This window comes from Stenotrophomonas sp. SAU14A_NAIMI4_8 (genome assembly GCF_003086695.1).
In the GTDB taxonomy this organism is placed as follows: Bacteria; Pseudomonadota; Gammaproteobacteria; order Xanthomonadales; family Xanthomonadaceae; genus Stenotrophomonas.
Genome location: NZ_CP025999.1, coordinates 550307 through 575189, shown reverse-complemented (window position 1 = coordinate 575189; position 24883 = coordinate 550307). Strand labels below are relative to the sequence as shown.

Here is a 24883-nt window from a genome sequence, read left to right as displayed (position 1 = left end):
CTGCCGCAGAGGATTAGACTTGGGGTTTTCCGTCGCAAGAGAAGTCCATGTCCAAGCTGCGCCGTCCCACCCTGGCGCTGGCCATTCTCGCCAGCCTGTCCCTGGCCGCCTGCGATCGCCCGGCCGAGCCGGCGGCAGGTACGGCCGCCCCCGCCGAAGCCGCGCCGGCTGCCGCCAAGCCGATGCTGGGCAGCTTCGGCTTCGATGCCAGCGGCATGGACCGCAGCATCGCCGCCGGCGATGACTTCTTCGGTTTCGCCAACGGCAGCTGGGTGAAGAACACCGAGATTCCGGCCGACCGTTCGCGCTTCGGCAGCTTCAACGTGATTGCCGAAAAGACCCAGGCCGATACCCGCGCCATCCTGGAAGGTGCGGCCGGCAACGCCCAGGCCAGCGGCGATGACAAGCTGATCGGCGATTACTACGCCGCCTACATGGATGAAGCCGGCATCGAGAAGCGCGGCCTGGCCCCGGTACAGCCGCAGCTGCAGGCCATCGGTGCGATCACCGACAAGGCCGGTCTGGCCCGTGCACTGGGCGATGACATGCGCGCCGACGTGGACCTGCTGAACGCCACCAATTTCTACACCGACCGCCTGTTCGGCCTGTGGGTGTCGGTGGATCTGCTGCAGCCCGACCGCACCGCGCCGTACCTGGTGCAGGGCGGTCTGGGCATGCCCGACCGTGACTTCTACCTGGGCGATGGCCGCATGGCCGAACTGCGCAAGCAGTACCAGGCCTACATCGCCAAGGTGCTGCAGCTGGCCGGCGTGGCCGACCCGGCCGGCAAGGCGCAGCGCATCCTGGCGCTGGAAACCAAGATCGCCCAGGCGCATGCCACGCAGGAAGAAACCAACGATGTGACCAAGGGCGCCAACCCCTGGACCCAGGCCGATTTCAGCGCCAAGGCGCCGGGCATGGACTGGGCCGCGTTCCTGGAAGCGGCCAAGCTGGGCCAGCAGCAGGACTTCATCGTCTGGCAGCCCAAGGCCGTGGCCGGCCTGTCCAAGCTGGTGGCCACCGAGCCGCTGGATGCCTGGAAAGACTACATGACCTTCCATGCCCTGGACCGTGCCGCCAGCTACCTGCCCAAGACCTTCGCCGACGCCCGCTTCGCCTTCCACGGCACGGCGCTCAGCGGCACCCCGCAGCAGAGCGATCGCTGGAAGCGCGCGGTAGACGATGCCAACCACGCCGTCGGCGAAGCCATCGGCAAGCGCTACGTGGAAAAGCACTTCGACGCGAAGACCAAGGAACGCGCCGACGAGATGGCAAAGAACATCATTGCCGCCTTCGCCAAGCGCATCGATGCCCTGGCCTGGATGTCACCGCAGACCAAGGCCAGCGCCAAGGCCAAGGTGGCCGGCCTGACCGTAGGCATGGGCTACCCGGACAAGTGGCGTGACTACACCGGCCTGGAGATCCGCCGCGACGATCCGCTGGGCAATGCGCAGCGTGCCGAACGCTTCGAATACGAGCGCAACATCGCCAAGCTGGGCAAGCCGGTGGACCACAGCGAGTGGGCCATGCTGCCGCAGACCATCAACGCGATGAACGTGCCGCTGGAAAACCGCCTGGTGTTCCCGGCCGCGATCCTGCAGCCGCCGTTCTTCGACGGTGCCGCCGACGATGCGGTGAACTACGGTGCGATCGGCGCGGTGATCGGCCACGAGATCAGCCATGGCTTCGACAACGCCGGCGCGCTGTTCGATGCCACCGGCAAGCTGCACAACTGGTGGACCGCCGAAGACCTGAAGCAGTTCAACGCCGCCGGTGATGCGCTGGCCGCGCAGTTCAGCAGCTACGAACCGTTCCCGGGCGTGCACGTGAACGGCAAGCTGACCCTGGGCGAGAACATCGCCGACGTGGCCGGCCTGGGCACCGCCTACGATGCCTACCAGCTGTCGCTGCAGGGCAAGCCGGGCCAGACCCTGGAAGGCTTCACCCCGGACCAGCGCTTCTTCCTGGGCTTCGCCCAGGCCTGGCGCAGCAAGAGCCGCGAGCAGGCACTGCGCAATTCGCTGCTGACCGACGTGCACGCACCGGGCCAGTTCCGTGCGCTGACCGTGCGCAACATCGACGCCTGGTACCCGGCGTTTGAAGTGAAGGATGGCCAGAAGTTGTACCTGGCCCCGGAAAAGCGGGTCAAGGTGTGGTGATGTAATGCGAACGGGCGCCGAAAGGCGCCCGTTTCGTTTGCGGGGGGGCGGGATGCTCTGGTGGATGCCACCCCCATCCTCTGGTGGGTGCCAACCTTGGTTGGCAACGCAGGGCATCTCATCCACGCATGGCGTGGATCTACGCTGTGCCAACCAAGGTTGGCACCTACCCAAGGCGGGGCGCCGGGTGCCATCCACGCGTAGCGTGGATCACCGCGCGTAGCGTGGATCACCCCGCGGCCGGCCACTCGCGCAACACCTCCACCGGCACGCCCATGCGTGCGCACGCCCGGGTGGCCAGGCCATCGGGCAATGCGCGACGGAACAGCGGCGCCATGCCCTGCATCAGCTTCGCCGAAGCCGCCGCCTGCGCACGCTGTGCAGTCGTGCGTTCCAGCATCGCCTCGGCCCAGTCCGGCAACAGCGCCGCGCCCGCGCCCAGGAACACCGCGCGTGACAGCCCCGGGATCGGCACCGGCAGGTTCACCGCAGACAGCACGTCCAGTACTTCGCGCGAACGCGCATCGGCCATCAACTCGGGCTGGCGCGCACAGAAATACGCCGCCACTTCGGCCTCGCTGCGCGGCACGTCCACCGCGCCCAGCGCCTCGGCCACGCAGCGGTACTCGTCGTAGTAGCGGTCAGCAATCGCCTCGGGAACCTCGCGCCCATAGCGGCGGTAGCCCTGCAGGAAGCCGTAGGCCTCGGTCACGTGCACCCACGTCAGCAGGTGCGGATCGTCAGCCGCATACGCCTGGCCCTGTGCGGTGCGGCCGCGGATCTGCGCATGGATGTGGCGCACCTTGGCCACCAGCGTTTCCACTTCGCCACTGGGCGCGTAACTGGTGCCGGCCACGAAGGCCGTGGTGCGGCGCAGCCGCCCCACCAGGTCCTGGCGGAAATTGGAGTGGTCATACACGCCGGCCAGCGCGCGCGGGTGCAGGGTCTGCAGCATGAGCGCGCACAGCCCGCCGGCCAGCATGGACGGCAGTTCCGCATGCACGCGCCAGGTGATGCTGTCCGGCCCGAACCAGCCGGGATCGCCCTGCGGGTGGTCGTAATCGATGCCGCTCTGGCCACGCGGGAAGGCGTCGAGCACCCAGCGGCGGATGGGCGCGGTAACCGGGCGGGTCAAGCGGTGCAGCAACGGCGGCATACGGGGTCCAGTGGGTGGCGGAATCGACCGGGTTCTGCGCGGTCCGGCTTGATTCTGGGCGATCCGGCGCCCTGCGGCGAGCCCGACGGCCACGCCGCAGCAGCATGTGCGCACGCAGCACGATTCACCCTGCGACATCTTGTCGCAGCCTGTGAATGCGATGGTGCGCCGCACCAATCTTCACGCATTCAGGCAAAACCCTTGCGCCCCTTCGCTTTGCGCCCATTGCACCGGCCGCTGGAAGTGCTAGAACTGAATCCGCCACATCGTCCAATGCTGATCGACGCACGTTCCAGAAAGGAGCCAGCCATGATTGCTTTGTTCAAGGGTTTGGGAATGCTGCTGCGGGACAACGAGCTGTACAGCAGCCCGTTCGAAAAACAGGTCGCGCACTGGCGCAACCTGAGCGAGCAGCAGATCCGCGACGAGGTGGCCGTGCTGGCCAAGGCCAAGTGCCAGTGGCTGATGGCCTCGATCGTGGGTTGGCAGGCAGCGTCGCTGCTGATCCTGGGCCTGATCGCCAACTACCTGTGGCGCGACGACTTCCATATCACCTTCACCCGCGTGGTGATCGTGTTCGGTTCGTGGGTGTCGATCCTGTTCGTCATCTGGTTCATGGCCAACATGTTCGACCACACCGCCGGCTTCGAACGCTGGATGAAGGCCTTCAACAGCCGCGCGCGCATCAGCTCCAGTGCCGACAGCGTGGAATGCGTGGCCGAGGCGCTGGACCTGGCCGAGCATTACCCGGAAGTGCTGGACTACAAGCAGGCGGTCACCGCCCGGCGCGAACTGCGCCATGAAGACATCCGCATCATGACCGAGATCGGGCGCATGAAGCAGCACTCGGAACTGGTGGGCCGCCTGAACCACGTGGGCGAGACCGAACACCACCACGACATGACGCTGCAACCGGCGTTCTGATCACCCGGAAAGCGGGGGGAGCCACAATGCCACCGTGCACTGCCACGGTGGCATTGTTCTTTCTGGCGCCTGCTACATGCCGCGGAACAGGCTCATGAACGGCTGGCTGACCACCAGCGTTTCCGGGCGCTGGCGCAGGCGCAGCACGCCCCTGCCGGTATCGTCGCGGCTGACCGCCGCCACCGCCTTCATGTGCACGATGGTGGAACGGTGGATCTGCCGGAACTGCTGCGGGTCCAGCGCCTCCAGCAGTTCGCGCAGCGGCGTGCGCAGCAGGCTCTCGCCCTCGGCGGTGACCACCGTGGTGTACTTGTTGTCGGCGCGGAAATAGACCACGTCATCCAGCATGATCAGCTGCGTTTCGCGGCCATTGCTGGCGGTGATCCAGGCCAGCGGCGGACGCTCGGGCTGTGCCTGCGACGGGCCCAGACGCTGCAACAATCGCTCCAGCACGGCATCGTCCTGGCGCGTGGATGGCAGGCGCGACAGGATGCGTTCGCGGGTGGCCAGCAGGCGCTCATCGCTGACCGGCTTCAGCAGGTAGTCCATCGCGCCCTGTTCGAACGCATCGATGGCGTACTGGTCGTAGGCGGTCACGAACACCACCTGCGTACGCGGGCTCAGTTCGGACAGCGAACGGGCCACTTCGATGCCGCTGATGCCCGGCATGCGGATATCCAGGAAGGCGATGTCCGGCTGTTTCTCAGCCAGTTGCTCCAGCGCGCTGGCGCCGTCCTCGCACGCGGCCACCAGCTTCAGTTCCGGCCACAGCCGCGCCAGTTGGTCCACCAGTGCCTGGCGCAGCAGTTCTTCGTCTTCGGCAATCAGGGCTTCAAGCGGCATGGGTGCGCTCCTTGGCCGGCTGCGGCAGGGTCATGGTAGCGGCCACGCCCGAGGGGAAGTTGGCCACGATCGCCACGCCGGCCTGCTCGCCGCAGGTCAGGCGCAGGCGCTCGCGCAGGTTCTTCAGGCCGATGCCGGTGCCGCTGGTGCCCTGGCCGAAGCCCAGTCCATCGTCGGCCACCGTTACGGTCACGTGGTCATCGAAGCCACGCGCCAGGATCCAGATCGTGCCGCCACCCGGCTTGGGCTCCAAGCCGTGCTTGATCGCGTTTTCCACCAGCGTCTGCAGGGCCATGGCCGGCAGGTGCACACCCTGCAGTTCGTTGGGCACCTGCACTTCCACCGCCAACCGCGCGCCCATGCGGATGCGCAGGATTTCCAGGTAGGCGCGTGTGCGTTCCAGCTCCACGCCCAGCGTGGACACCGATTCATCCACCTGCGGCAGCGAACTGCGCAGGTACTGGATCAGGTGCCCCAGCATCTGATCGGCGCGGCCCGGATCGGTGCGGGTCAGCACCTGCGCATTGGCCAGCGTGTTGTACAGGAAGTGCGGTTCCACCTGTGCGTGCAGCAGGTTCAGCCGCGCCACCGACAGTTCCTTTTCCACCTGGGTCTGCTCGGCGGCGGCCTGTTCGTCGCGGCGCTGGTCGGCCACCCGGCGGCTGATCGCGCGGGTCACCGCTTCGGCGTTCTCGTAGTTGCTGCCTTCATCCAGCGCCAGCAGATCGGCCCACCAGCCGGCATCGGGCTCGAACAGCAGGGTGACCGTGCTGGTGCCCTGCCCCGGAGTGACCGTGGCCTGCACGCTGTTGCGCTTGATCGCCAGCCGCGCCGGCAGGTTCCAGCGCGAGGGCTGGCGGCCGTTCCAGGGGTCCACGCGGCGCACGTAGGCGCGCACCTGCAGGCTGCCGGCCGAACTTTCCACGTCTTCCACGCGCGGCAGTTCGGCCACCGCCGCCTCGACCACCGCGTAGGCCTGGCCGGCGTCCATGGGCAGTTCCACCTGCCGCCGCTGGCGGCCAGACAGGGTGCTGCCGTCCAGCTTGCCGGCCACCATCCACACCCGGCGCACATGGGTAATGGCGCTGCCCAGCGCGGTGATCATCAGGAACATCGCCAGCAGGCCGAAGATCCAGCCCGGGCCATCGTTCATGCCGCTGAAGATGCCACTCCAGACCATGCCCGCCACCAGCAGCGCCACGGCCCAGGCCAACAAATGACGAACAATGAGAGTAAGGCTGGCGAACACGGCAGTGCCTTGGTGGGAAGGGGTGAGCCGAGCATAGGCCGGCGCACCGGGCAGACAAGCGGCCTGCGACGAAGCCCCGGAAAGCGGGGATGGAAGCTGTTACAGCAACGCCGGGCATGGCCCGGCGCTACCGGTAGGTGGCGGGGCAGCGCCCCGCCTTGCCTTACTTGCGCTGGTCGGCGCTGGCGTCACGCACGGCGCGGAACGACTCGTCGGTGCTCCAGTTCGGCCAGCTGCGCGAGTTGGCCAGCTGGCTGCCCAGCGTGTAGAGCACTTCCAGGTCGCGTGCCGCACCGGCGAACACCCAATCCGGCTGCCACTCGTCGCCCTGCTGGTGGTAGCGCTTGGCGGTGTAATCGTCGGACGCCTTCTTGCCCGCCGCCACGCCACCGTCCACCCAGTCCTGGCCGGCCGACCAGGACAGCGCCGGCACGCCGCGCTTGGCGAACGAGAAGTGGTCGGAACGGAAGAACAGGCCCGCTTCCGGCTTCGGGTCGGGGGTGTAGCGGATGTCCCAGCCCTTGGCCACGTCCTTCAACTGGTCCAGCAGCTCGAAGCGCGCGGTGCCGTAGATGCCGAAATCACGCGACGGACCGAACGGCGCCATGCCGTCCATGTTGATCATCGCCACGGTCTTTTCCAGCGGGTACAGCGGATGGGTGGCGTAGTACTCCGAACCCAGCAGGCCCTTTTCCTCGGCGGTGACCGCCAGGAACAGCACCGAACGTTCCGGGCGCTTGCCCTTGGCGAAGCCACGGGCCAGTTCCAGCAGCGAAGCGGTGCCGCTGGCGTTGTCCAGCGCACCGTTGAAGATGCGGTCGCCACGGGCATCGGGCTCACCCACGCCAATATGGTCCCAGTGCGCGCTGTAGACGATGGTCTCGTCCGGGTAGCGGCTGCCTTCCAGGCGCGCGGCCACGTTGTGCGAGGTGATCACCTCGGTCTTCACCGCGTACTTCGCATCCAGGCTGGCGCCGGTCAGCGGCACCGGGGTGAAGTCGCGCTGCTGCGCCTGCTTCTTCAGCGCCTCGAAATCCAGGCCGGCCGAGCGGAACAGGTCCACCGCCAGATCGCGCTGGATCCAGCCTTCCAGCGTCGGATGGGTGTCGGCGGGATTGTCACGCACCACGTCGAACATGGTGTTGGTGTTGGAGCCGGCCACGGTGGCCCAGCCGTAGGATGCCGGCGCGGTCTCATGCACGATCAGCACGCCCAGCGCACCCTGGCGGGCACCCTCTTCGTACTTGTACGGCCAGCGCCCGTACCAGGTCATGCCCTTGCCGTCGAAGTCGCCCTTGCCGGTCTCGAAGTCGGGGTCGTTGATCAGCACCACGGCGATCTTGCCCTTCAGGTCCACGCCCTTGAAGTCGTCCCAGTTGCGTTCCGGCGCCTTCACGCCATAGCCCAGGAACACCAGCGGTGCCTTGCTGATATCCACTGCGCTGGCACCGTTCATGGCCGCGCGCACGGCAATCTGCTTGCCCTGCTGCAGCGCCACGGTCTTTCCGCCCTGGTGCAGCGCCAGCTGCGGCGCGCCGACGATATCGCCCTTGAGCAGCGGCACGGCCTGGGTCCACAGGCGCTTGCCGTCCTTCAGGTCGCCGCCCGGCTGCAGGCCGGCGTCGGCGAACTGCTTGCTGAGGTAGGCGATGGTCTTCTCTTCGCCGGCGGTGGCCGGCGAACGGCCTTCATACGCGTCGGAGGCCAGCTCCTTCACATCGGCGGAAATGCGCGCGCCATCGAACTTCGGCGTGGCCGCCATCAATGCGCTGCTTACCGAAAGGGCCAGCAGGCCCAGTGCCACTCGTTTCATTGCTCTCTCCAGCAGGACAAACCTACCGGAGTGTAAGGGGTTCGGCAGGGCTGCGCCCTGCACCCGCCGAAGCCAGGGCAACAACAGAAGCTACAGCTGGCTTCCTGAGGATCGGCGGGGTGGGTCCGGTCGCGGGGGACGCTGCAAGTACGTCCATGTAAGCTCGGTCGCCGCATCCATGCGGCTCACGCCCCCGCAACCGGACCCACCCCGCCTTCGACAGATTCTCGGTCCTGATGGTAGGTGTCGACCTTGGTCGACACGGACACAGACACGAAGGGGTCAGATCCCTTTCCCTATGGGAAAGGGATCTGACCCCGCGCGATGTCTTACCAGTTCGGGTCTTCTGCCGGTGCGGCAGCAGCAGCGGCCTTGGGCTTGGGCTTGGCCGCCGGGCGCGCGCTGGCGGCCGGTGCCGCCGATGCGCTTGCCGTGGCAGCCGCAGCCGGCTTGCTGCCCAGCTTCTGCCGCAGCTCGATCTGGCCGGGACGGAAGCCACCGCGGGTTGCGTCCACACCGTCTTCGATGGTGCCGTACGAGGTCTGCGCGGCCACGCGATCCACGCGGATGGTGCAGCACGGGTGCTCGCTGCGGCCCAGCGAACGACCGGTCTGCGGGTCCTTCAGTTCTTCGCCCAGGCGCACGGCCTGCCAGCGCTGGCCGGCCTGCAGCGTTTCACCGCCCTGGCTGAGCACCACCTGGTCGCCGTCCACCGATACCACCGACACCGGGAACAGCGTGGTGACGATGGTCGTACCGATCTGCCCGGACAACGATTCCATCATCGAGGCGGCCATGTTGCGGCCGTTGACCACGCGCGGCAGCGTGCTGGGGCCGGTGGAGGCCAGCTGGTGGTCGAAGCTGTCGGACATCACCACCTGGCCGGTGGTGGCGTTGACCAGGCGCAGGGTGATGCGGCCGCCACCGGAATACGAGGTGACCTGGCGATCGGACATGCGCAGGTTGCGCACGCTGCGCGGGTACTCGAAGCGTTCGATGGTGGGAATCAGGATCAGATCGGTCGCCAACTGCTGGCCGATGCGTGCAGTGTCCTGCAGGCGCACGTTGCCGCTGTTGATGTGGTCGATCTCGGCCTGCAGTTCATCACCGAATTCGCGGTCCAGCACGATGAAGCGCTGGGTCTGGGTCAGCGTATCGGACAGCCGTGCGCGAATGGCATCGGCCACTTCGCCGGCATCCACGCGACCATCACCCACGGCATAGCTGCCGGACTTGGTGCGCGGCAGGGCCACCACGATCTTCGGCTTGCCCTGCTCGTCCGGCGCGCGGTACTGGGCAATCTGCGCACGCACGCGCACCTTCCAGTAGCTGCGCATGCTGCGGTGGGTCACGTCCGAATCGAACGAGCTGGCGCCGCGCTTGGCGTCCACCTGCACGTTCTCTTCGTAGTTTTCCTTGTAGCTGGCTTCGGCCGAACCACCGCCGCCGGAGGCCTTCGCCGAGGCCTGGCCCGACGCGCTGGCCGAGGCCGAGCCCTTGAAGCTCCAGCCTTCATCGCTGGCGCGCACGCGGGCAATGGTCTCTTCATCCAGCTGCCGCACTTCGTCCTGCGACAGGATTTCATAGCCCAGCACCGCACCCTGCGAGCCGGCAATCATCTGCTGGGTGAACGCGTCGGCGCGGATGTCGCCGACGTGTTCCCCATCCACGTCCACATGCAGGCCTGCGCGCAGGCCCTGCATCTGGCTGGCCACGCGCACGCCATTGACCTGCGCCACCGCCGATTGCAGGGCGGCCAGCACCGCCAGTTCCGGCGTGCTGCCGATACCATCGGCCTCGCGCGCGACCTGGGTGGTGCCGCCGAAATCCGGCGTGCCGCGCAACGGCGCGTCGTCGGCCGGTGCGTTGCTGACCAGCGCGCTGGCTGCCTTTTCCTTGGCGGGGACCGGCGCGGTGTCTGCCGCCGGGGCTTCCTTGTCGCCACAGGCCGCCAGCAAGGCAGCGGCCAGGCCCAGGCCGATCAGTCGGGTGGTGGTGCGCATGGACATGGACCTGCGATCAGAGGCTGTCGAGCAGCGAATCGGCGTTCGACGGCACCTTCACCTTGCTCTTCTTGGCGAAGGTCACGGCCGACTTGGACGAGCTGTACAGGCCCTTGATGAAGCCCGGCGATTCCTTGGCCACCCACGCACCGGCAGCCAGCTTGCGGCCCACGGTGGCCAGCTGGGTGGCGCCCAGGTTCTTCATGCCCGCGGTGAAGTTGCCGGCTTCGCCGCCCAGCTTCTGTGCTTCGGCGGCCGAGGCCAGCATCGACACCAGGCCTTCGGCGTAGTGCTGCTTCGATTCGGCGCTCAGTTCCGGCTGCGCGGCCACGCGCTCATCGATGGCGGCCTGGGCCGACTCGCTCACCGAGACCGACTTCTTCATGGCATCCACGCTCACCGAACCGGACGACAGCGCCTGGCGCTCGGCTTCCAGCAGCTGCACCTGCTCGGCCAGGCCGAAGGCACGGGCGAACGAGGTCTGTGCCTGCAGCGAATGCGACTGCGAGCTGACGAAACGGCGCACCAGCGCTTCCTGCGCGGCTTCGTCCGGTGCAGCGGCGCTGGAGGCGCTGGCGGAGGTGCCGGTGGCGGCACCGGCCAGATCCTTCAGCTTGCCCAGGCCAGCGTGGGCCGGCATCGACAGGGTGGCGGCGGCAATGGCCACGGCAAGAGCGGTAGTGCGGATCATGGAATTTCCTTTATGACAGAGACGGCCGCGGTGCGGCACACAGGCAACGGGGTAGCGCCGGGCCGTGCCCGGCGTTGGAACGCGGCGGATCAGCGAACGGCCTTGACGTTCAGTTCGTTGATCATCTGCTGCGCGGCCTTTTCAGCGGCCAGCTGCAGCGCGTTGGTACGGGCCACGGTCTCGTTCGGGCCGGTACCGGAGTACTGCACCGGGCCGACCGACGACACGGTGCGCGGGAAGCGACCGGTCACGTCCAGCACCTTGCCGGTCACGGTGACAAACACGCGGGTGTTGCCGCTGGCCGGATCACGATCGCGCATGCCCACGTCCAGCGTGCCCACCGCGATGTACGGAATGTTGGCCGCGCGGATGCCGTTGGCGGTATCGCGCAGGGTGGCCGGGGCCAGATCGTTGCCAGTGCTGAAATCCTTGCGGATGCGTTCGATGTTCAGCAGGCCGCGCGACTCACCTTCCACGTACTCCGCTTCCACCACTTCATAGCCGGCGGCACTGAAGGCACCGGTCATGGCGGTGTTCACTTCCGCCGCATTGGCCACCTTCCAGCTGATGTTGTCGCTGCGCGCGGTGGTGCTGCCGCCGGTGGTGACCGACATCGAGCCGTTCTGGTTGATGCTGCCGTTGGTGCTGACCGAGTTGCCACGGAACGAATCACCTTCGCGGGTGTTCTCGCTGTAGCTGGTGCTCACGTCGGCGCGGCGGTATTCCTTGTCCTGGAACGACTGCACGGTGTCCTGCGAGCGCGCCATGAACAGGAAGGTCAGCAGCGAACGCTGTGCCGCGGTGGCGCCGGCCACGGCCGAGCCGGCATCCAGCTTGGTCTGCAGCAGCGTGGTGTTGATTTCCGCACGCACGGTCACGCTGTAGGTCTTGGCCTTCTTGTCTTCGTTGTCCGACAGCTGTACGGCGCTGAGCACGTAGCGGTCGATTTCACCGATGAACTCGGCGCGGCGCGCTTCGAACAGGCGCAGCTTGGCTGCACCGGTTTCGGCGATGTACGCCTCCAGTGCATTCACCTTGGCCTTTTCCAGGGCTTCGGCACGGGTGCCGGCGCTCAGGCGCAGGCTGTAGCTGGCCGATCCGGTGCCGCGGGAGCTGGCGGACTGCGCCGCCACCGGTGAAGCCACCGCCAGGGCGATGAGGACGAGCAGGATGGTACGCATCAACGACATGACTTGATCAACTCCTGGAGGGCTTGGGTCTGCTGCTGCAACGGGCGGCCGCCCGGCTTCTGTTCGTCCAGCCAGGTGCGCGAATCGGCACGCTTGGCGGCGGCGCCGGCGAAGGCATCAAAGCCCGCCAGCAGGGTTTCGTAGCTGGCCGACCACTGGTCAACCTGCCATTGCGTGACCGGCACCACCTTGGTGGCGCCCTTGCGCAGCGGCTGTTCGAAATAGACCTTGCCCGAGAACGGCTCGGTCACCTTCGCGGTGAAGAACGCGCCGAACAGCATCGTCTTCATCGCCGGGGTTTCTTCGATCACGCCGTTCTTCAGCGCATCCACCTGCACGCTGATCAGGTAATCGGCCTCGGGAATCTTCAGCTGGTAGACCTTGCCGTCGGCAAAGCGCGCGGCCATGGCACCGCCGATCGCCTGACCCGAGGCCGGCGGCAGCAGGCCGACGCCGGTGTTGGACGACAGCGTCTTGGACAGCTCGTGGGCCAGGGTTGCCCGCAGCGTGTCGGCCCACTTCGGGTCCGGCAGCTTGGCCAGCGTGGCATCGGACAGGGTGACCGCGCCCACCTGCAGGCGGCGCGTGGCCGCTTCCGGCAACTTTGCCTGGGCCAGGGCCTGGGCCAGCACCTGCGACAGGCTGGTATCGGCGCTGCCGTACAGCAGGTCGGCCACGATCGCGTCGATATCGTCGCGGTCCGGGCGGTAATCCTGCACGTCAATGCGCTGCAGGGTAAGCGGATAGGACGCAATCACCTGGCGCTCGCGGAAGTCGAAGAACAACGCCTGCAGGGCCACTTCCACAAGCACTTTGTACTGGTTGCCGATCGGCTCGACCGACACCAGTTCGCGGTCCAGTGCGGCAGCCAGCACGGTAGCGCTGGTGGTGCCGTCCAGCATGGCCACCGGCTGGTCGATCAGCTCCAGCTGCGCCGGCTTGCGGCGTTGCAGTGCCTGCCACAGGGTCTGGTTCAACGGCAGCAGGCCGCGCGATTCCAGCACTGCCTGCGCGTGCGGCGTGGTCGCCTTTACGGCGGCGGCATCGGCGGTATAGGCGAAACCGGCCCAGTAGGCCTGCTGTGATTTCTCTGCGGCCTGGGTTGCCAGCGGCCAGACGGCCAGGCACAACGCATAGGCAAGCAGGCGCGCAAAAGCGCGCGGCGCGCTCTTCGTCCTTGAAAACATCCAACCGCTCCTGGGTCTACACACGGAATGCGAACGCATTCACGTTCGCTGGGCGCGAAACATAGCCGCTCAGGCGTCCGCCCACAAGTGCTGCCTTGGTCGGCTTCAGTTTTCCGGGGCGTGGCCGGCCCTCTCCCGCAACACGGCGCGCTCGGCGGCATTGGGGCTCTGTGCCGCCGCCATGGCAAACGCCTCCCGCGCATCCGCCTCCCGCCCCAACTGCAGCAACAGCTCGCCGCGCACCACCTGCAACGGTGCATAGCCCTGCAGCCGTGCATCGTCCAGCAGCGGCTGCAGCAGCGCCCATGCGGCGAACGCGCCGTCGCTGCGCGATACCGCCACCACGCGGTTCAGTGCCACCACCGGCGAAGGCAGCACCTGCAACAGCTGTGCGTACAGCGCCGCGATGCGTGCCCAGTCGGTATCCACCGCCTGCCGCGCGGCGGCATGGCAGGCGGCAATCTGCGCCTGCAGCACGTAGACATCGTGCTGGCCACCGGCGGCCAAGGCCTGCGCCAGCGCCTGCTGCCCACGCGCGATCTGCAGCCAGTCCCAGCGCGCGCGGTTCTGCTGGTCCAACAGCACCGGCATGCCCTGCGCGTCCACCCGCGCTGCCGCGCGCGAGGCCTGCAGTTCCATCAGCGCCAACAGGCCCAGCACCGGCGGTGCTGGCATGCGATGGGCCAGGATGCGCGCCAGTCGCAGGGCTTCCTCGCACAGCGCCGGGCGCATCCAGTCATCACCGGCGCTGGCCGCGTAGCCTTCGTTGAAGATCAGGTAGATCGCTTCCAGTACCGAGCCAAGCCGCTCCGGCAGCGCGTCGGCGCGCGGTACCTCATACGGCACCTGCTTCTGCGCCAGCGTGCGCTTGGCGCGCACGATGCGCTGGGCGATGGTGGGCTCCGGCTGCAGGAACGCGCGGGCGATCTCCACCGTGGTCAGGCCACCCAGCAGGCGCAGGGTCAGCGCCACCCGGGCATCGGCCGGCAGCAGCGGGTGGCAGGCCACGAACATCAACCGCAGCAGATCGTCGCCCAGGTCGTCTTCCAGCATCTGGTTGTCATCGGGCGCGGGCAGCGCGGCCGGGTGCAGCAGCTCGCCCCACTGCGCGTGCTGCTGGGCCACGCGCTGGTGCTGGCGCAGCACATCGATGGCACGGTTGCGTGCGGTGGTCATCAACCAGGCCCCCGGGTTGTCCGGCATGCCCTGCGCCGGCCAGCGCTCCAGCGCGGCCAGCCAGGTGTCCTGGGCCAGCTCTTCGGCACGGCCCACGTCACCGCCCAGCAGCCGTGCCAGGCGCGCGATCAGCACGGGCGATTCCATTCGCCACAGGGTATCCATGCGCTGGGTCAGGGTGGGCTCGGCCATGTGCCGATCACAGCATCAACGGCCGGGCCCCACAAGCGTGCCGCTCACCCCGGTTCACCGTCCATGTGCGCGATCTCCCACAGATGGCCATCCAGGTCCTGGAAGCCACGCTGGTACATGAAGCCGTAATCGCGCGCCGGCTGCGGTTCGCGGGCACCGGCCGCCAGCGCCTTGTCCACCAGCGTATCCACCGCCTTGCGGCTGTCCGCCGACAGGCAGGTGATCACCTCGGTGCTGGCCTGTGCATCGGCAATGGCCTTGGTGGTGAACTGCTGGAAGAACGGCTTCACCAGCAGCATCACGAAGATGCTCTCGCTGATGACCATGCAGGCCGCGTTCTCGTCGGTGAACGCGGGATTGAACTGGTAGCCCAGGGCGCTGAAGAACGCCTTGGACGCCTCCAGATCCTGCACGGGCAGGTTGACGAAGATCATCTGCGGTTGCGCTGCACTCATGGTCTGCTTTCCTTGGGTTGAAGAGAGGGCCGGTTACGGCTGCTTCATGCAGTTGACCATCCACGGCTTGCCGAAGCGGTCGATCAACATGCCCCAGCGGTGCGCCCAGAAGGTTTCGGCAATCGGCATCTGCACCTGGCCACCTTCGGCCAGCGCGGCGAACACGCGTTCGGCCTCCTCGATGCTGTCCACGTCCACGTTGATGGTGGTGGCGCTGCCACCCTCGCCGCCGGGACCATCGGCGGCCATCAGGATCGCCGCACCGATCTCCAGCTGGCTGTGCGCTACGTGGTCCAGCGTTTCCGGCGGCATTTCGCTGCAACCGGGCTCATCGGACGGCGGCATGTCGCGGTACTTCATTTCCGACGTGACCTGGCCGCCCAGCGCCTTGGCGTAGAACGCCATGGCATCGTGGGTCTGGCCGCTGAAGCCAAGGAAGGGAATCAGTTTCATGGCATTGCTCCATTGGGAAGGCGGGGGCGTGGGTGCCGGGGCGTACCCGGCGATGGCACTACGGCGGGCTCAAGCGTCGATCTGGTTCCGCAGACGCTGTTCCTGTTGCTGTAATTCGGGGGTGAAAGCCTCGCCGAAGTCCTCGGCGGTGATCAGCGGGCGCAGTTCCAGGGCATCACCGGGCTTGAACGGTGCGCGCCGCGCCCACTCGATGGCTTCGTCCAGCGACCGCACTTCCCACAGCCAGAAGCCGGCGATCTGGTGCTCGGCCGGGCCGAACGGGCCGGACTGCACGGCCGGTGCGCCCTCACCGAACTGAATGCGATGGCCGCGGGCGGTGGCGTGCAGGCCTTCGCCAGCGAGCATGATGCCGGCGGCGACCAGTTGTTCGTTGTAGGCGCCCATGGCGGTCAGTTCCGCTGCGCTGGGCATGCGCCCGGCTTCGGAATCGGCGCTGGCTTTGACGATCACCATCACTTTCATGTCGGTCTCCCGTGGGCGGCAGTGGCGCGCCCTTCACTCTTACAACGAACGAGGAGGACGGGGATCGACAGGTTCCTGGAAATTATTTTTCCCGCGGAGCGCGCGCCTTCGGCGGGGGTCGGCGAACGGCGGAGCCCCTCCGTGGTGGGGTGCTTGGTCGCGGAAAGCTGGGCTTTCTGCGAGAGGGCCGGGCGGGTGGGGCTGGCGGGGACGCCGTGAATCCGTCCGTGGAGGCTTAGCCGCGCCATCCATGGCGCGGATACCCCGCCAACCCCACCCGCCCGGCCCCAGACAGGTTCACGCGACTGACCCACCACGGTAGATCAAGAGAAAAAGGCAGAAGCAAAAGCAAAGGCGGTCTGCGCGCGGTGCCGGCCCTGGAGCGAAGCGACCCGCTTCTCGCTTTTGCTTTGTGATTTCCCGTGGTGGGTCAGCCGCGTGAACCTGTCCGAGGCCGGTGGGGGTGGGGCCGCGGGACCGCAGGCGCCATGGATGGCGCCTACGAGCCTCCATGGATGGATTCACGGCGTGTCCCGCGGCCCCACCCCCACCTGCCCAGCCAGCGCTCCCCAAAAAATGCCCCACCACGGAGGGGCTCCGCCGTTCGCCGCTCCCCGCCGAAGGCGCGCTTCTCGCGCTGCAGCATGATTCCGCGCAGACCTGCGCCATCATGGTCACCCCGCCCGCCACGCCAGGACCACCCCATGCAGCAGTACCTGCTCCTGATCTACATTGAGCCCGCCCTGCTGCAGGCCCTGCCCAGCGAAGAGTTCAACGCGCTGATGCGCGACTGCCTGGCCCACGCCGACCAGCTGCAGGCCGAAGGCACCCTGCTGGCCGCACAGAAACTGCAGCCGGTGGACACCGCACAGACCCTGCGCGTGCGCGACGGCCACAGCCGCGTGCTTGATGGCCCCTTCGCCGAAACCCGCGAACTGCTGGCCGGGTTCAACCTGATCGTGGCGCGCAACCGCGACGAGGCCATGGCCATCGCCCGCGACTTCCCCTGGGCACGCTTCGGCAGCATCGAAGTGCGCCCGCTGGAAGACATGGACGCCGAACGCGAACGCTGCGGCGCGCCGGCCGCTACGGCAACAGCCGCACTCTGACCTCGCGCCGGCCAACGCCTTCGTTGCCGCTGTAATCACGCGCACTGGCACGCACGATGTACTCGCCCGGCGGCAGCGCCGCCGGCTGCCAGCGCCCGGTTTCCATCAGGCCATCGCGCACGGTGTTGGTCACCAGGTAGCGGAAGCGGGTAACCGCGCTGCCGTGCACGGTAATGCCGCTGTCCGGCGCATAGGCCACCTTCGCCGCCAGGTTCTGCGGCGGCATGCGGTTGAACACGATGTTCCAGCGCGGCTGCTCGTAGCCCTGCAACGCCTGGCCGTTGCCATCCAGGATCTGGTAACCCACCTGGTACGGCCCCAGCCGGCGGCGTGGCAGGTTGTTGTCCACCTGGTCCCACGCCTCCACCACGATCTGCACGCCACGCCCCTGCCGCGCCACCATCACCACGCCATCGCTGCCCGGCGCCATGGGTTGGTCGTTGTCGTCCAGCAGGGCCACGTCGGTGATGCGCGGGGCGAAGTGGTCGGCGTAGTTGTGGAAGCCCAGTGCCACCGCATTGGTCTCGAAACCACCGGTGCCCAGCGCCAGGTGCACGTGCGCCTGGCTGTTGATGCTGCCCAGCCGATCCCCCACGTGGATGCGCGTGCCACGACGCACGCGGATGCGCTCCAGCGTTCCATCGTCGGCGTACAACGGCTGCCAGCGTGCATCGAAGGGTTCACCGCGCGGCGTGCGGCCCACGCGCATGTGGATGTACTTCAGGCGATCCACCGCCAGGCCTTCGCCCTGCCCGCCCAGGCTCCAGGCGGCGATCGGGCTGCTGATCTTGCCCTCGGCAATGGCCAGCACGGTCTGCCCCACATCGCCGCGCACATCGAAACCGCCGTGCAGGTGATGGCGGCTCTCACCCTTGAAGTTGCCACGTACCTCGCCCAGCGTGCCCACCACTTCGTGCCAGCCGTCCTGCGGTGCCAACGGCCAGCGTCCGCCCGTGTCGGGCAACCCGGCATCGGCGGCCGGACCCACCAGGGCCGGTGCAGGAAGCTCGCCCACCGGCAGCGGGCGCAGGCGATGCAGGCGGTAGGCAGTCGAGTCGGCCACCAGCACGCTGCCATCTGCATCCACGGCCAGACCACTGGGGCGCGCCAGGCGGGGCAGGCGGTCGTTACCCAGCAGCGCGATCTGGTGGCCCTGCGGGGTGATCTGCAGCACGCGCCCATCGAGGTCGCCTACGTACAGCACGCCATCGTGGGTCGTGGCCAACGACAGCGGGGCGTTCATCACCCCGCCGCTGCTCACCACCGTACTGACCGTGCCGTCGCCGCCCACGCGGCGCACTGCGTTGTTGAACAGATCGGCCACCAGCAGCGCGCCATGCGCATCGAAGGCCAGCGCCACCGGGGTATCGAACCGCGCCTCGCCGCCGATCGCATCGGTGAACCCCGGGCGGTCGCCACCGGCCAGGGTCCGCACCTGGCCATCGGTGCCGATCACGCGGATGCGGTCGTTCCAGGTATCGGCCACGAACACCTGGCCCTGCGCATCCACGGCGATGCCCATCGGCCCATCGAAGCGCGCCTGTGCGGCGGGTCCATCGGCATACCCCTGCTCGCCGCCGGCCAGCGTGGTCACCTGCCCGTCGGCAGAAATGCGCCGGATCGCGTGGTTGCCGGTGTCGGCCACGTACAGGTTGCCCTGCGCATCGGCGGCAATGCCCGAAGGCGTGTGGAAGCTGGCCTGCAGCGCCGGGCCGTCCACGCGCCCCTCGCCCTGCCCGGCCACGGTCTGCACGCGGCCATCGGGCCACCAGCGGCGGATACGGTTGTTGTCGCCGGCGTCGGTGAAGTACACCGCGCCCTGCGCCGTGCGCACCACTGCGTAGGGATCAGCGAAGCGCGCCTGCGCGGCCGCGCCATCACGATTGCCGGGATGGCCATCGCCGGCCAGCGTTTCGATCTGCGCCGTCCAGGCCAGGGGCGTGGGTTGCGGCCCAGCGGGTGCGGATACCTCGGTGGCCCGATCAGGCCACCAGGTGGCGGCCAACGCCGCTGCGGTCACCACCACCACGCCCACCACCCACCACTGCCGCTGTGCCATCGCTACGCGTCATCCCTGCCGATTTCAGCCCACGACGATAGTCGCTGCACTGTCGTTGTGCCACCACCTGCAGCGCCGGCTACCCGGCCCTTGCTTGCCGCCAGCCGCGCGGCGGGTTTCAATCAGCGCTCACGCCAAGGATGGAACCGCCATGTCCCCTGCCCGCCTGCTGCCGCTTGCGCTGTCCGCCGTCCTGCTGGCTGCGCCTTTTGCTGCGGGGGCTGCCGACAGCACCGCCGCCACCACGTTCCAGCAGCGCTGGGAGAACGCGCAGACCACCGCCACCAGCGGCAATACGCTCGGCGCGATGGTCGAATTCGAAAAACTGATCGACGATCCGCAGTTGGCCACGCTCTCACCCGAAGCGCGTGCCGAGGGCGCGCGGGTTGGCGGCGTGACCGCGTACCTGCAGCATGACAACCCTCTGGCCCGCCGCTACCTGCAGATGGCGCTGGCGATCGACCCGGGCGACGTAGAGGCCTTGATGCCGCTGGTGTCGGTCGACCTGAGCGAAGACCAGAACGAGCTGGCCGTCACCCATCTGCTGCAGGCCACGGCGCATGCGCGCGAGCCGCTCGAATTCGATACCCAGGTGGTCAGCTTCCTGCAGTACACGCTGCGCGACCAGCCTGCGCGCCGGCGCGAGGTGCTCAAGGCCCTGTTCGACAACGGCTGGAAAAGTGATGGACTGGAGCCAGGCGCCTTCTGGGTGCTGCTGGCCAGCCTGCAGATCGACACCGATTCGGGCCGGAATGTAGCGGCCACGCTTGAACGCGTGCGGACACCGCTGGAACTGATCACCCTGCGCAGCGACAAACGCTTCGACCGCTACGTGGATCGCAATGACCCTCGTTATGACCCGGAGCGCGCAGCGCGCCAGTACCTGGACGAGCTGCGTGTTTCCAGCCTGCTCGATCGCAGCCTGGACGCCGCGCTGGTCGATTTCAGTTCCACCCAGTTGATGCTGGGCGAGAACGAGCAGGTCGTGCAGTTCAGCGACGGCATCGCCGGATTCGTGGCCGAAGGCAACCTGCCCAATGGCCCCGAGGCGCAATGGCTGGCCTGGCTGCTGAGCAACCGGATGATCGCGCTGCGTCGGCTGGATCGCTTGGACGATTCCGTGGCCACGGCTCGGCTGGCCGAGAAGGTGGGTTCACGCGGGCCGGACCATGTCGACCACATCATCAACCTGGCCTTCATGCTGGCTGCCACCGACCAGCTGGACGAGGCCGTGTCGGTGCTGGCGCGGCTGGAGGACCTGAGTCCCTATGGCGAATCGGCGCAGGCGCTGGTGGGCTTCCTTGCCGCACGCAAGCGTGGCGACGCCGCCGCCGAAGCCAGCGCGCGGGCCACCCTGGTACGCAACCGCGACACGGCACGCACCTTCCACCGGGAAATGCTGCTGGAAGAAGGCGACCTGGACGGTGCAGCCGCTGCGCTGATCGGCCAGCTGCAATCACCCGATGACCGCAACGAAGCCCTGCTGGACCTGCAGGACATGCGCGTCTACCCGTCGCTGCCCACCGAAGTGCAGATCGATGCACGCTGGCGGCAGCTGAAGCAGCGTGCCGATGTGCGCGCGGCCATTGCCAAGGTAGGCCGGGTGGAGCGCTACGCGCTGTATGGAAACGCGTCTTCGCGCTGAACCACTCTACTTCGCCGGCACTTCGCTACGGATGCCCATCGCCTGGCGGTAGCGCGCGTACAGCGCCATCACCTTCTCCACGTAGGCCAGGGTTTCGGCATACGGCGGCACGCCGTTGTAGCGGGCCACCGCACCGATGCCGGCGTTGTAGGCTGCCGCCGCCAATGGGCGGTCGCCGTTGTAGCGGCGCAGCAGGCTGCGCATGTAGCGCGCGCCGCCGTCGATCGATTGCTGCGCCGAAAAGGGATCGCGCACGCCGTACTCCACCGCGGTTTCAGGCATCAGCTGCATCACGCCCTGCGCGCCCTTGCGCGAGACGGCAAGCGCATCGAAGTTGCTTTCGGCATGGGCGATCGCACGCAGCCAAGCGTCGTCCACGCCGGTGGCCTTGGCTGCTGCCTTGAACTGTGTTGCATGTGGGGCCAGCTGCGGCGCGCCAACCTTGCCCAGGCCTTCATGGGCCGGCTCGCCCGGCGGCGTGGCCACGGTGAATTTCAGGTACACCCGCGATCCGGGCAGGTTGCGGGTGGAATAGACCAGGGTGCCGTCCTGCTCGCGCTCGTACAGCACGCCGCTGAACACCCCCATGTTGCCCCACAGGTTGGGCGCCTGCACCGCGTTGTCGTCAATCTGTTTTGCCGTACAGCGCGAGCCCGGCTCGGGCGCGGTGGCCAGGCTGACCGTGTTGCCCTGCACGCAGCGGTACACCGTGCGCGCGCCAGCGTGGCCAGGCCACAGGCCCAGCAGGAGCGACAGCGCAACGGCGGCACGGCAGGGCAACATGGCGGCCGGATGATCCGGCCGCGCCCGCTAAATCCGGGTGAATGGGGTCAGAGCCCGTTGCCACGCAACGGGATCCGACCCCGCAAATCACGTCACCGCTCTGCGGCGCAGCCAATACCCTGCGCCCAGCAGCACGAACCACGCCGGGCTGGCCAGCAGCGCCTGGCGGGTGTCGGCCTGCAGGCTCAACAGCACCAGCACGGCCGCGAAGAACAGCAGACAGGCCCAGCACATGGCCACGCCGCCGGGCATCTTGAAGATCGATGCCGCATGCCGTTCCGGGTAGCGGCGGCGGTAGACCATGTAGGCCACCAGGATCAGCGACCAGACGAAGATGAACAGCACGGTGGCCAGCGTGGTCACCAGGGTAAAGGCGGTCACCAGGTTGGGAATCAGGTAGATCAGCAGCGTGCCGCCCAGCAGGCACAGGCACGAGAACAGCAACCCACGGGCCGGCACCGCCGCGCGCGACAGCTTGGAAAGCCCGCGCGGCGCGTGCCCTTCTTCAGCCAGGCCGTACAGCATGCGGCTGGTAGAGAAAATGCCGCTGTTGGCCGACGAGGTGGCCGAGGTCAGCACCACGAAGTTGATCAGGCTGGCGGCGGCGGGAATGCCGGCCAGCACGAACAGCTGCACGAACGGGCTCTTGTCCGGCACCACCTGGCGCCACGGCGTCACCGCCATGATCGCGATCAGCGCCAGCACATAGAAGATGATGATGCGCACCGGGATGGAATTGATCGCCTTGGGCAGGTTGCGCTCCGGGTTGGCGGTTTCCGCGGCGGTGGTGCCCACCAGTTCGATGCCAACGAAGGCGAACACCGCGATCTGGAAGCCGGCGAAGAAGCCGACCAGCCCCATCGGGAACATGCCGCCGTCATTCCACAGGTTCGACAGCGAGGCGGTGTGGCCGCTGGGCGAGGTGAAGCCCCAGGCCACCAGTCCGGCGCCAGTGATGATCAGCGCGCAGATGGCCACGATCTTGATCAGCGCGAACCAGAATTCCATTTCGCCGAACAGCTTCACCGTCACCAGGTTCAGCCCCAGCAACAGCAGCACGCACAGCAGCGCTGGTATCCAGGCGGCCAGTTCCGGGAACCAGAACTGCGCATAGGCGGCGATCGCGATCACATCGGCAATGGCGGTCACGATCCAGCAGAACCAGTACGTCCAGCCGCAGAAGAAGCCGGCCCATGGGCCCAGCAGATCGGTGGAAAAATCGATGAAGGACTTGTAGTTCAGATTGGACAGCAGCAGCTCGCCCATCGCCCGCATCACGAAGAACAGCATCGCGCCGATGATCAGGTAGACGAAGATGATGGACGGGCCCGCCAGGCTGATGGTCTTGCCCGACCCCATGAACAGGCCGGTGCCGATGGCACCGCCGATGGCGATCAGTTGCAGGTGGCGGTTGGACAGGCTGCGGCGCAGGTGCTCCGGGGGTGCGGCGGGTTCGGTCATGGAAGGGGGCGCTGGAAGGGGCGGGTGAAGCCCCCGAAGGTAGACCTGTGCGGCCCGGAGCGCCAGTCTCAGCCGGATCGCTGCCGTCATCGGTTGTCGCAATTGCCACAATGTGACGGATTATCGGTCCTGCCCCATTCCGCACAGGCGGCCAACATGCTCAGATAGGGCATCCGCCCAAGGATCGGTCGCCATGCCCGCAGCCCTGCCCGCCCGCCCGGAGTACCGGCCATGAACCGCCTGCGGGTCATCATCCTCGGCGTCTTCGCGGCCCTGCTGGCCGCCATCGTGCCCATTGCCGCCATGGTCTATGCCACCTGGCACAGCGCCGTGGACGTGGAGCAGAAGCGGCTGCATGGCATTGCCGAACGCACCCTGCGGCGGGCCGACCTGTCCTACCAGGAAGCACTGGCTGCACTCAAATCCGCCGAAGCCAGTGCGATGGCCCCGTGCAGCAGCGAGCACGTCCGGCGCATGCAGACCCTGGTGATGACCACGCCATCCATCGACCAGATGGGCTACTTCGAAGGCGGCCGGCTGCGCTGCACCTCGTGGGGCGCCTTCGAAGGCAACGTGGCACAGCCCGCTGCCGACCATGTCACCAGTGATGGCGCCGGCATCGCCGTGGATATCCGCCCGGCCGCCACCGGCGGGCGCAAGGTGCTGGCCGTGCTGTACGGTTCCTACGATGTACTGGTGGACCCACGCCACTTCGTCGGCATCATCGCCGACCCCGATGTGCGCCTGGCCCTGGCCAGTCCGGATGGGCGCCTGCTGACCCGCCAGAGCGGCATTGACCAGACCCTGCTGCTGAAGCTGCTGCGCGACCCGGGCGAAGGCCTGGACGACGAAACGCTGTATGCCAGCGCGCGCAGTGAACAATGGCTGGCCATCGCCACCGCGCCGCGCACCGCCCTGGCGGCCACCTTCCGCCAGCAGGCCTGGCTGTTCGTGCCGGTGGGCCTGCTGCTGGCCGCCCTGGGCGTGGGCCTGGTGGTATGGCTGTCGCAGCGCCGCCTGTCCATGCGCGGTGAACTGGCCACCGCCATCCGCCGCCGCGAACTGTACCTGCACTACCAGCCCATCATCGAGCTGGATACCGGCATCTGCGTGGGTGCCGAAGCACTGGTGCGCTGGCAGCATCCCGACGGCACCCAGGTGCGCCCGGATATCTTCATCCCGCTGGCCGAGGAACACGGCCTGATCCAGGCACTGACCGATGTGGTGATCGAAAACGTAGTGAAGGACATGCGCGAGCTGCTGGTGTCCGACCGCAGCGCACACATCGCCATCAACCTTGCACCGGATGACATCAGCAGTGGCCGTGCACTGAAGGTAGTGTCTGCACGCATGGCCGGCAGCGGCATCCTGCCGCAGCAGATCTGGCTGGAAGCCACCGAACGCGGCTTCCTGGATATCGACCGTGCCCGCACCATGATGGCCGCCGCACGCCGGGCCGGCCACAGCATCGCCATCGATGATTTCGGCGTCGGCTATTCCAGCCTGCAGTACCTGGAACAGTTGCCCCTGGATGCGCTGAAGATCGACAAGTCCTTCATCGATGCGATCGGCACCGAAAGCGCCACCACGCCGGTCACCCCGCACATCATCGAAATGGCCCGCGAACTGGGCCTGTGGGTGGTCGCCGAAGGCGTGGAAACCGAGGCACAGCTGGCCTACCTGCACAGCCAGCATGTGCAGTTCGGCCAGGGTTGGCTGTTCTCGCGGCCGTTGCCACGCGATGAATTCGTGGCCTTCCACCACCGGCGCCAGCAGCAGTACGGTGCCGCGCGCGAGCACATGCAGAATCCGCGCAGCGTGCCGATCGAGCGCGAATTCTCCGATACCTGAC

General features: G+C 67.5%; 20 protein-coding genes. 5 read left to right on the top strand and 15 right to left on the bottom strand.

Annotated features, from left to right (window positions below):
• The first annotated feature begins 47 nt into the window (after positions 1-47).
• Positions 48-2159 carry a M13 family metallopeptidase gene (locus tag C1930_RS02525; protein WP_108752041.1) on the top strand — a complete coding sequence of 704 codons (2112 nt, stop codon included), beginning with the start codon at positions 48-50 and terminating at the stop codon, positions 2157-2159.
• Positions 2160-2388: 229 nt separating this feature from the next.
• Here C1930_RS02525 and C1930_RS02520 read toward each other — a convergent pair whose 3' ends face one another.
• Positions 2389-3315, bottom strand: a complete 927-nt coding sequence (locus C1930_RS02520; RefSeq protein ID WP_108771012.1) for an oxygenase MpaB family protein — start codon at positions 3313-3315, stop codon at positions 2389-2391.
• 309 nt (positions 3316-3624) lie between these two features.
• Between C1930_RS02520 and C1930_RS02515 the strand changes: the two genes are divergently transcribed.
• Positions 3625-4239, top strand: a complete 615-nt coding sequence (locus C1930_RS02515; RefSeq protein WP_108748360.1) for a hypothetical protein — start codon at positions 3625-3627, stop codon at positions 4237-4239.
• A gap of 72 nt (positions 4240-4311) precedes the next feature.
• Here the strand turns inward: C1930_RS02515 and C1930_RS02510 are convergent, their stop codons facing one another.
• The 11 genes from C1930_RS02510 to C1930_RS02460 form a co-directional block, all read right to left on the bottom strand.
• Entirely contained in the window at positions 4312-5082 is a 771-nt protein-coding gene (locus C1930_RS02510) for a LytTR family DNA-binding domain-containing protein (RefSeq protein WP_108755295.1), read from the bottom strand.
• On the bottom strand, positions 5072-6331 hold the full coding sequence (locus C1930_RS02505) for a histidine kinase (RefSeq protein WP_108755294.1): 1260 nt from the start codon (positions 6329-6331) through the stop codon (positions 5072-5074). Before C1930_RS02505 ends, C1930_RS02510 begins: the two co-directional genes overlap by 11 nt.
• 163 nt (positions 6332-6494) lie before the next feature.
• Positions 6495-8144, bottom strand: coding sequence for a M28 family metallopeptidase (locus C1930_RS02500; RefSeq protein WP_108755293.1), 1650 nt, complete (start codon positions 8142-8144; stop codon positions 6495-6497).
• A 329-nt stretch (positions 8145-8473) separates the two neighbouring features.
• Positions 8474-10147, bottom strand: coding sequence for a CsgG/HfaB family protein (locus tag C1930_RS02495; protein ID WP_108771011.1), 1674 nt, complete (start codon positions 10145-10147; stop codon positions 8474-8476).
• Between the two features lie 16 nt (positions 10148-10163).
• Positions 10164-10838, bottom strand: coding sequence for a hypothetical protein (locus tag C1930_RS02490; protein ID WP_108752036.1), 675 nt, complete (start codon positions 10836-10838; stop codon positions 10164-10166).
• Between the two features lie 89 nt (positions 10839-10927).
• Positions 10928-12028 carry a hypothetical protein gene (locus C1930_RS02485; protein ID WP_108755292.1) on the bottom strand — a complete coding sequence of 367 codons (1101 nt, stop codon included), beginning with the start codon at positions 12026-12028 and terminating at the stop codon, positions 10928-10930.
• Positions 12019-13215: a hypothetical protein gene (locus C1930_RS02480; RefSeq protein WP_108771010.1), complete on the bottom strand. Its 1197-nt coding sequence runs from the start codon at positions 13213-13215 to the stop codon at positions 12019-12021. Before C1930_RS02480 ends, C1930_RS02485 begins: the two co-directional genes overlap by 10 nt.
• Before the next feature lie 105 nt (positions 13216-13320).
• Positions 13321-14583 (bottom strand): sigma-70 family RNA polymerase sigma factor, encoded by a 1263-nt coding sequence (locus C1930_RS02475; RefSeq protein ID WP_108755290.1) that lies wholly within the window; start codon positions 14581-14583, stop codon positions 13321-13323.
• 44 nt (positions 14584-14627) lie between these two features.
• The gene (locus tag C1930_RS02470; RefSeq protein ID WP_108755289.1) at positions 14628-15038 is read right to left on the bottom strand and encodes a VOC family protein; all 411 of its coding nucleotides are present in this window, start codon (positions 15036-15038) and stop codon (positions 14628-14630) included.
• A gap of 33 nt (positions 15039-15071) precedes the next feature.
• Positions 15072-15491 carry a VOC family protein gene (locus tag C1930_RS02465; RefSeq protein ID WP_108748350.1) on the bottom strand — a complete coding sequence of 140 codons (420 nt, stop codon included), beginning with the start codon at positions 15489-15491 and terminating at the stop codon, positions 15072-15074.
• 69 nt (positions 15492-15560) lie between these two features.
• Positions 15561-15974 (bottom strand): YciI family protein, encoded by a 414-nt coding sequence (locus C1930_RS02460; protein ID WP_108771009.1) that lies wholly within the window; start codon positions 15972-15974, stop codon positions 15561-15563.
• Between the two features lie 704 nt (positions 15975-16678).
• Here C1930_RS02460 and C1930_RS02455 point away from each other — a divergent pair.
• Complete coding sequence (locus tag C1930_RS02455) at positions 16679-17083, top strand: YciI family protein (protein WP_108771008.1); 405 nt, start codon at positions 16679-16681, stop codon at positions 17081-17083.
• On the opposite strand, the gene C1930_RS02450 is transcribed toward C1930_RS02455, so the two are convergent.
• A complete protein-coding gene (locus C1930_RS02450) occupies positions 17061-19142 on the bottom strand; it encodes an NHL repeat-containing protein (protein ID WP_108771007.1) in 2082 nt (693 codons plus the stop codon). The two genes, C1930_RS02455 and C1930_RS02450, sit on opposite strands and share 23 nt — an antisense overlap.
• A gap of 151 nt (positions 19143-19293) precedes the next feature.
• Between C1930_RS02450 and C1930_RS02445 the strand changes: the two genes are divergently transcribed.
• Positions 19294-20787: a hypothetical protein gene (locus C1930_RS02445; RefSeq protein ID WP_108755285.1), complete on the top strand. Its 1494-nt coding sequence runs from the start codon at positions 19294-19296 to the stop codon at positions 20785-20787.
• A 6-nt stretch (positions 20788-20793) separates the two neighbouring features.
• Here the strand turns inward: C1930_RS02445 and C1930_RS02440 are convergent, their stop codons facing one another.
• Positions 20794-21570 carry a lytic transglycosylase domain-containing protein gene (locus C1930_RS02440; RefSeq protein ID WP_108755284.1) on the bottom strand — a complete coding sequence of 259 codons (777 nt, stop codon included), beginning with the start codon at positions 21568-21570 and terminating at the stop codon, positions 20794-20796.
• Positions 21571-21657: 87 nt separating this feature from the next.
• Complete coding sequence (cycA, locus tag C1930_RS02435; protein WP_108771006.1) at positions 21658-23031, bottom strand: D-serine/D-alanine/glycine transporter; 1374 nt, start codon at positions 23029-23031, stop codon at positions 21658-21660.
• 231 nt (positions 23032-23262) lie between these two features.
• On the opposite strand from cycA, the gene C1930_RS02430 reads away from it, so the two are divergent.
• Positions 23263-24882 carry an EAL domain-containing protein gene (locus C1930_RS02430; RefSeq protein ID WP_108755282.1) on the top strand — a complete coding sequence of 540 codons (1620 nt, stop codon included), beginning with the start codon at positions 23263-23265 and terminating at the stop codon, positions 24880-24882.
• Position 24883: the final 1 nt, after the last annotated feature.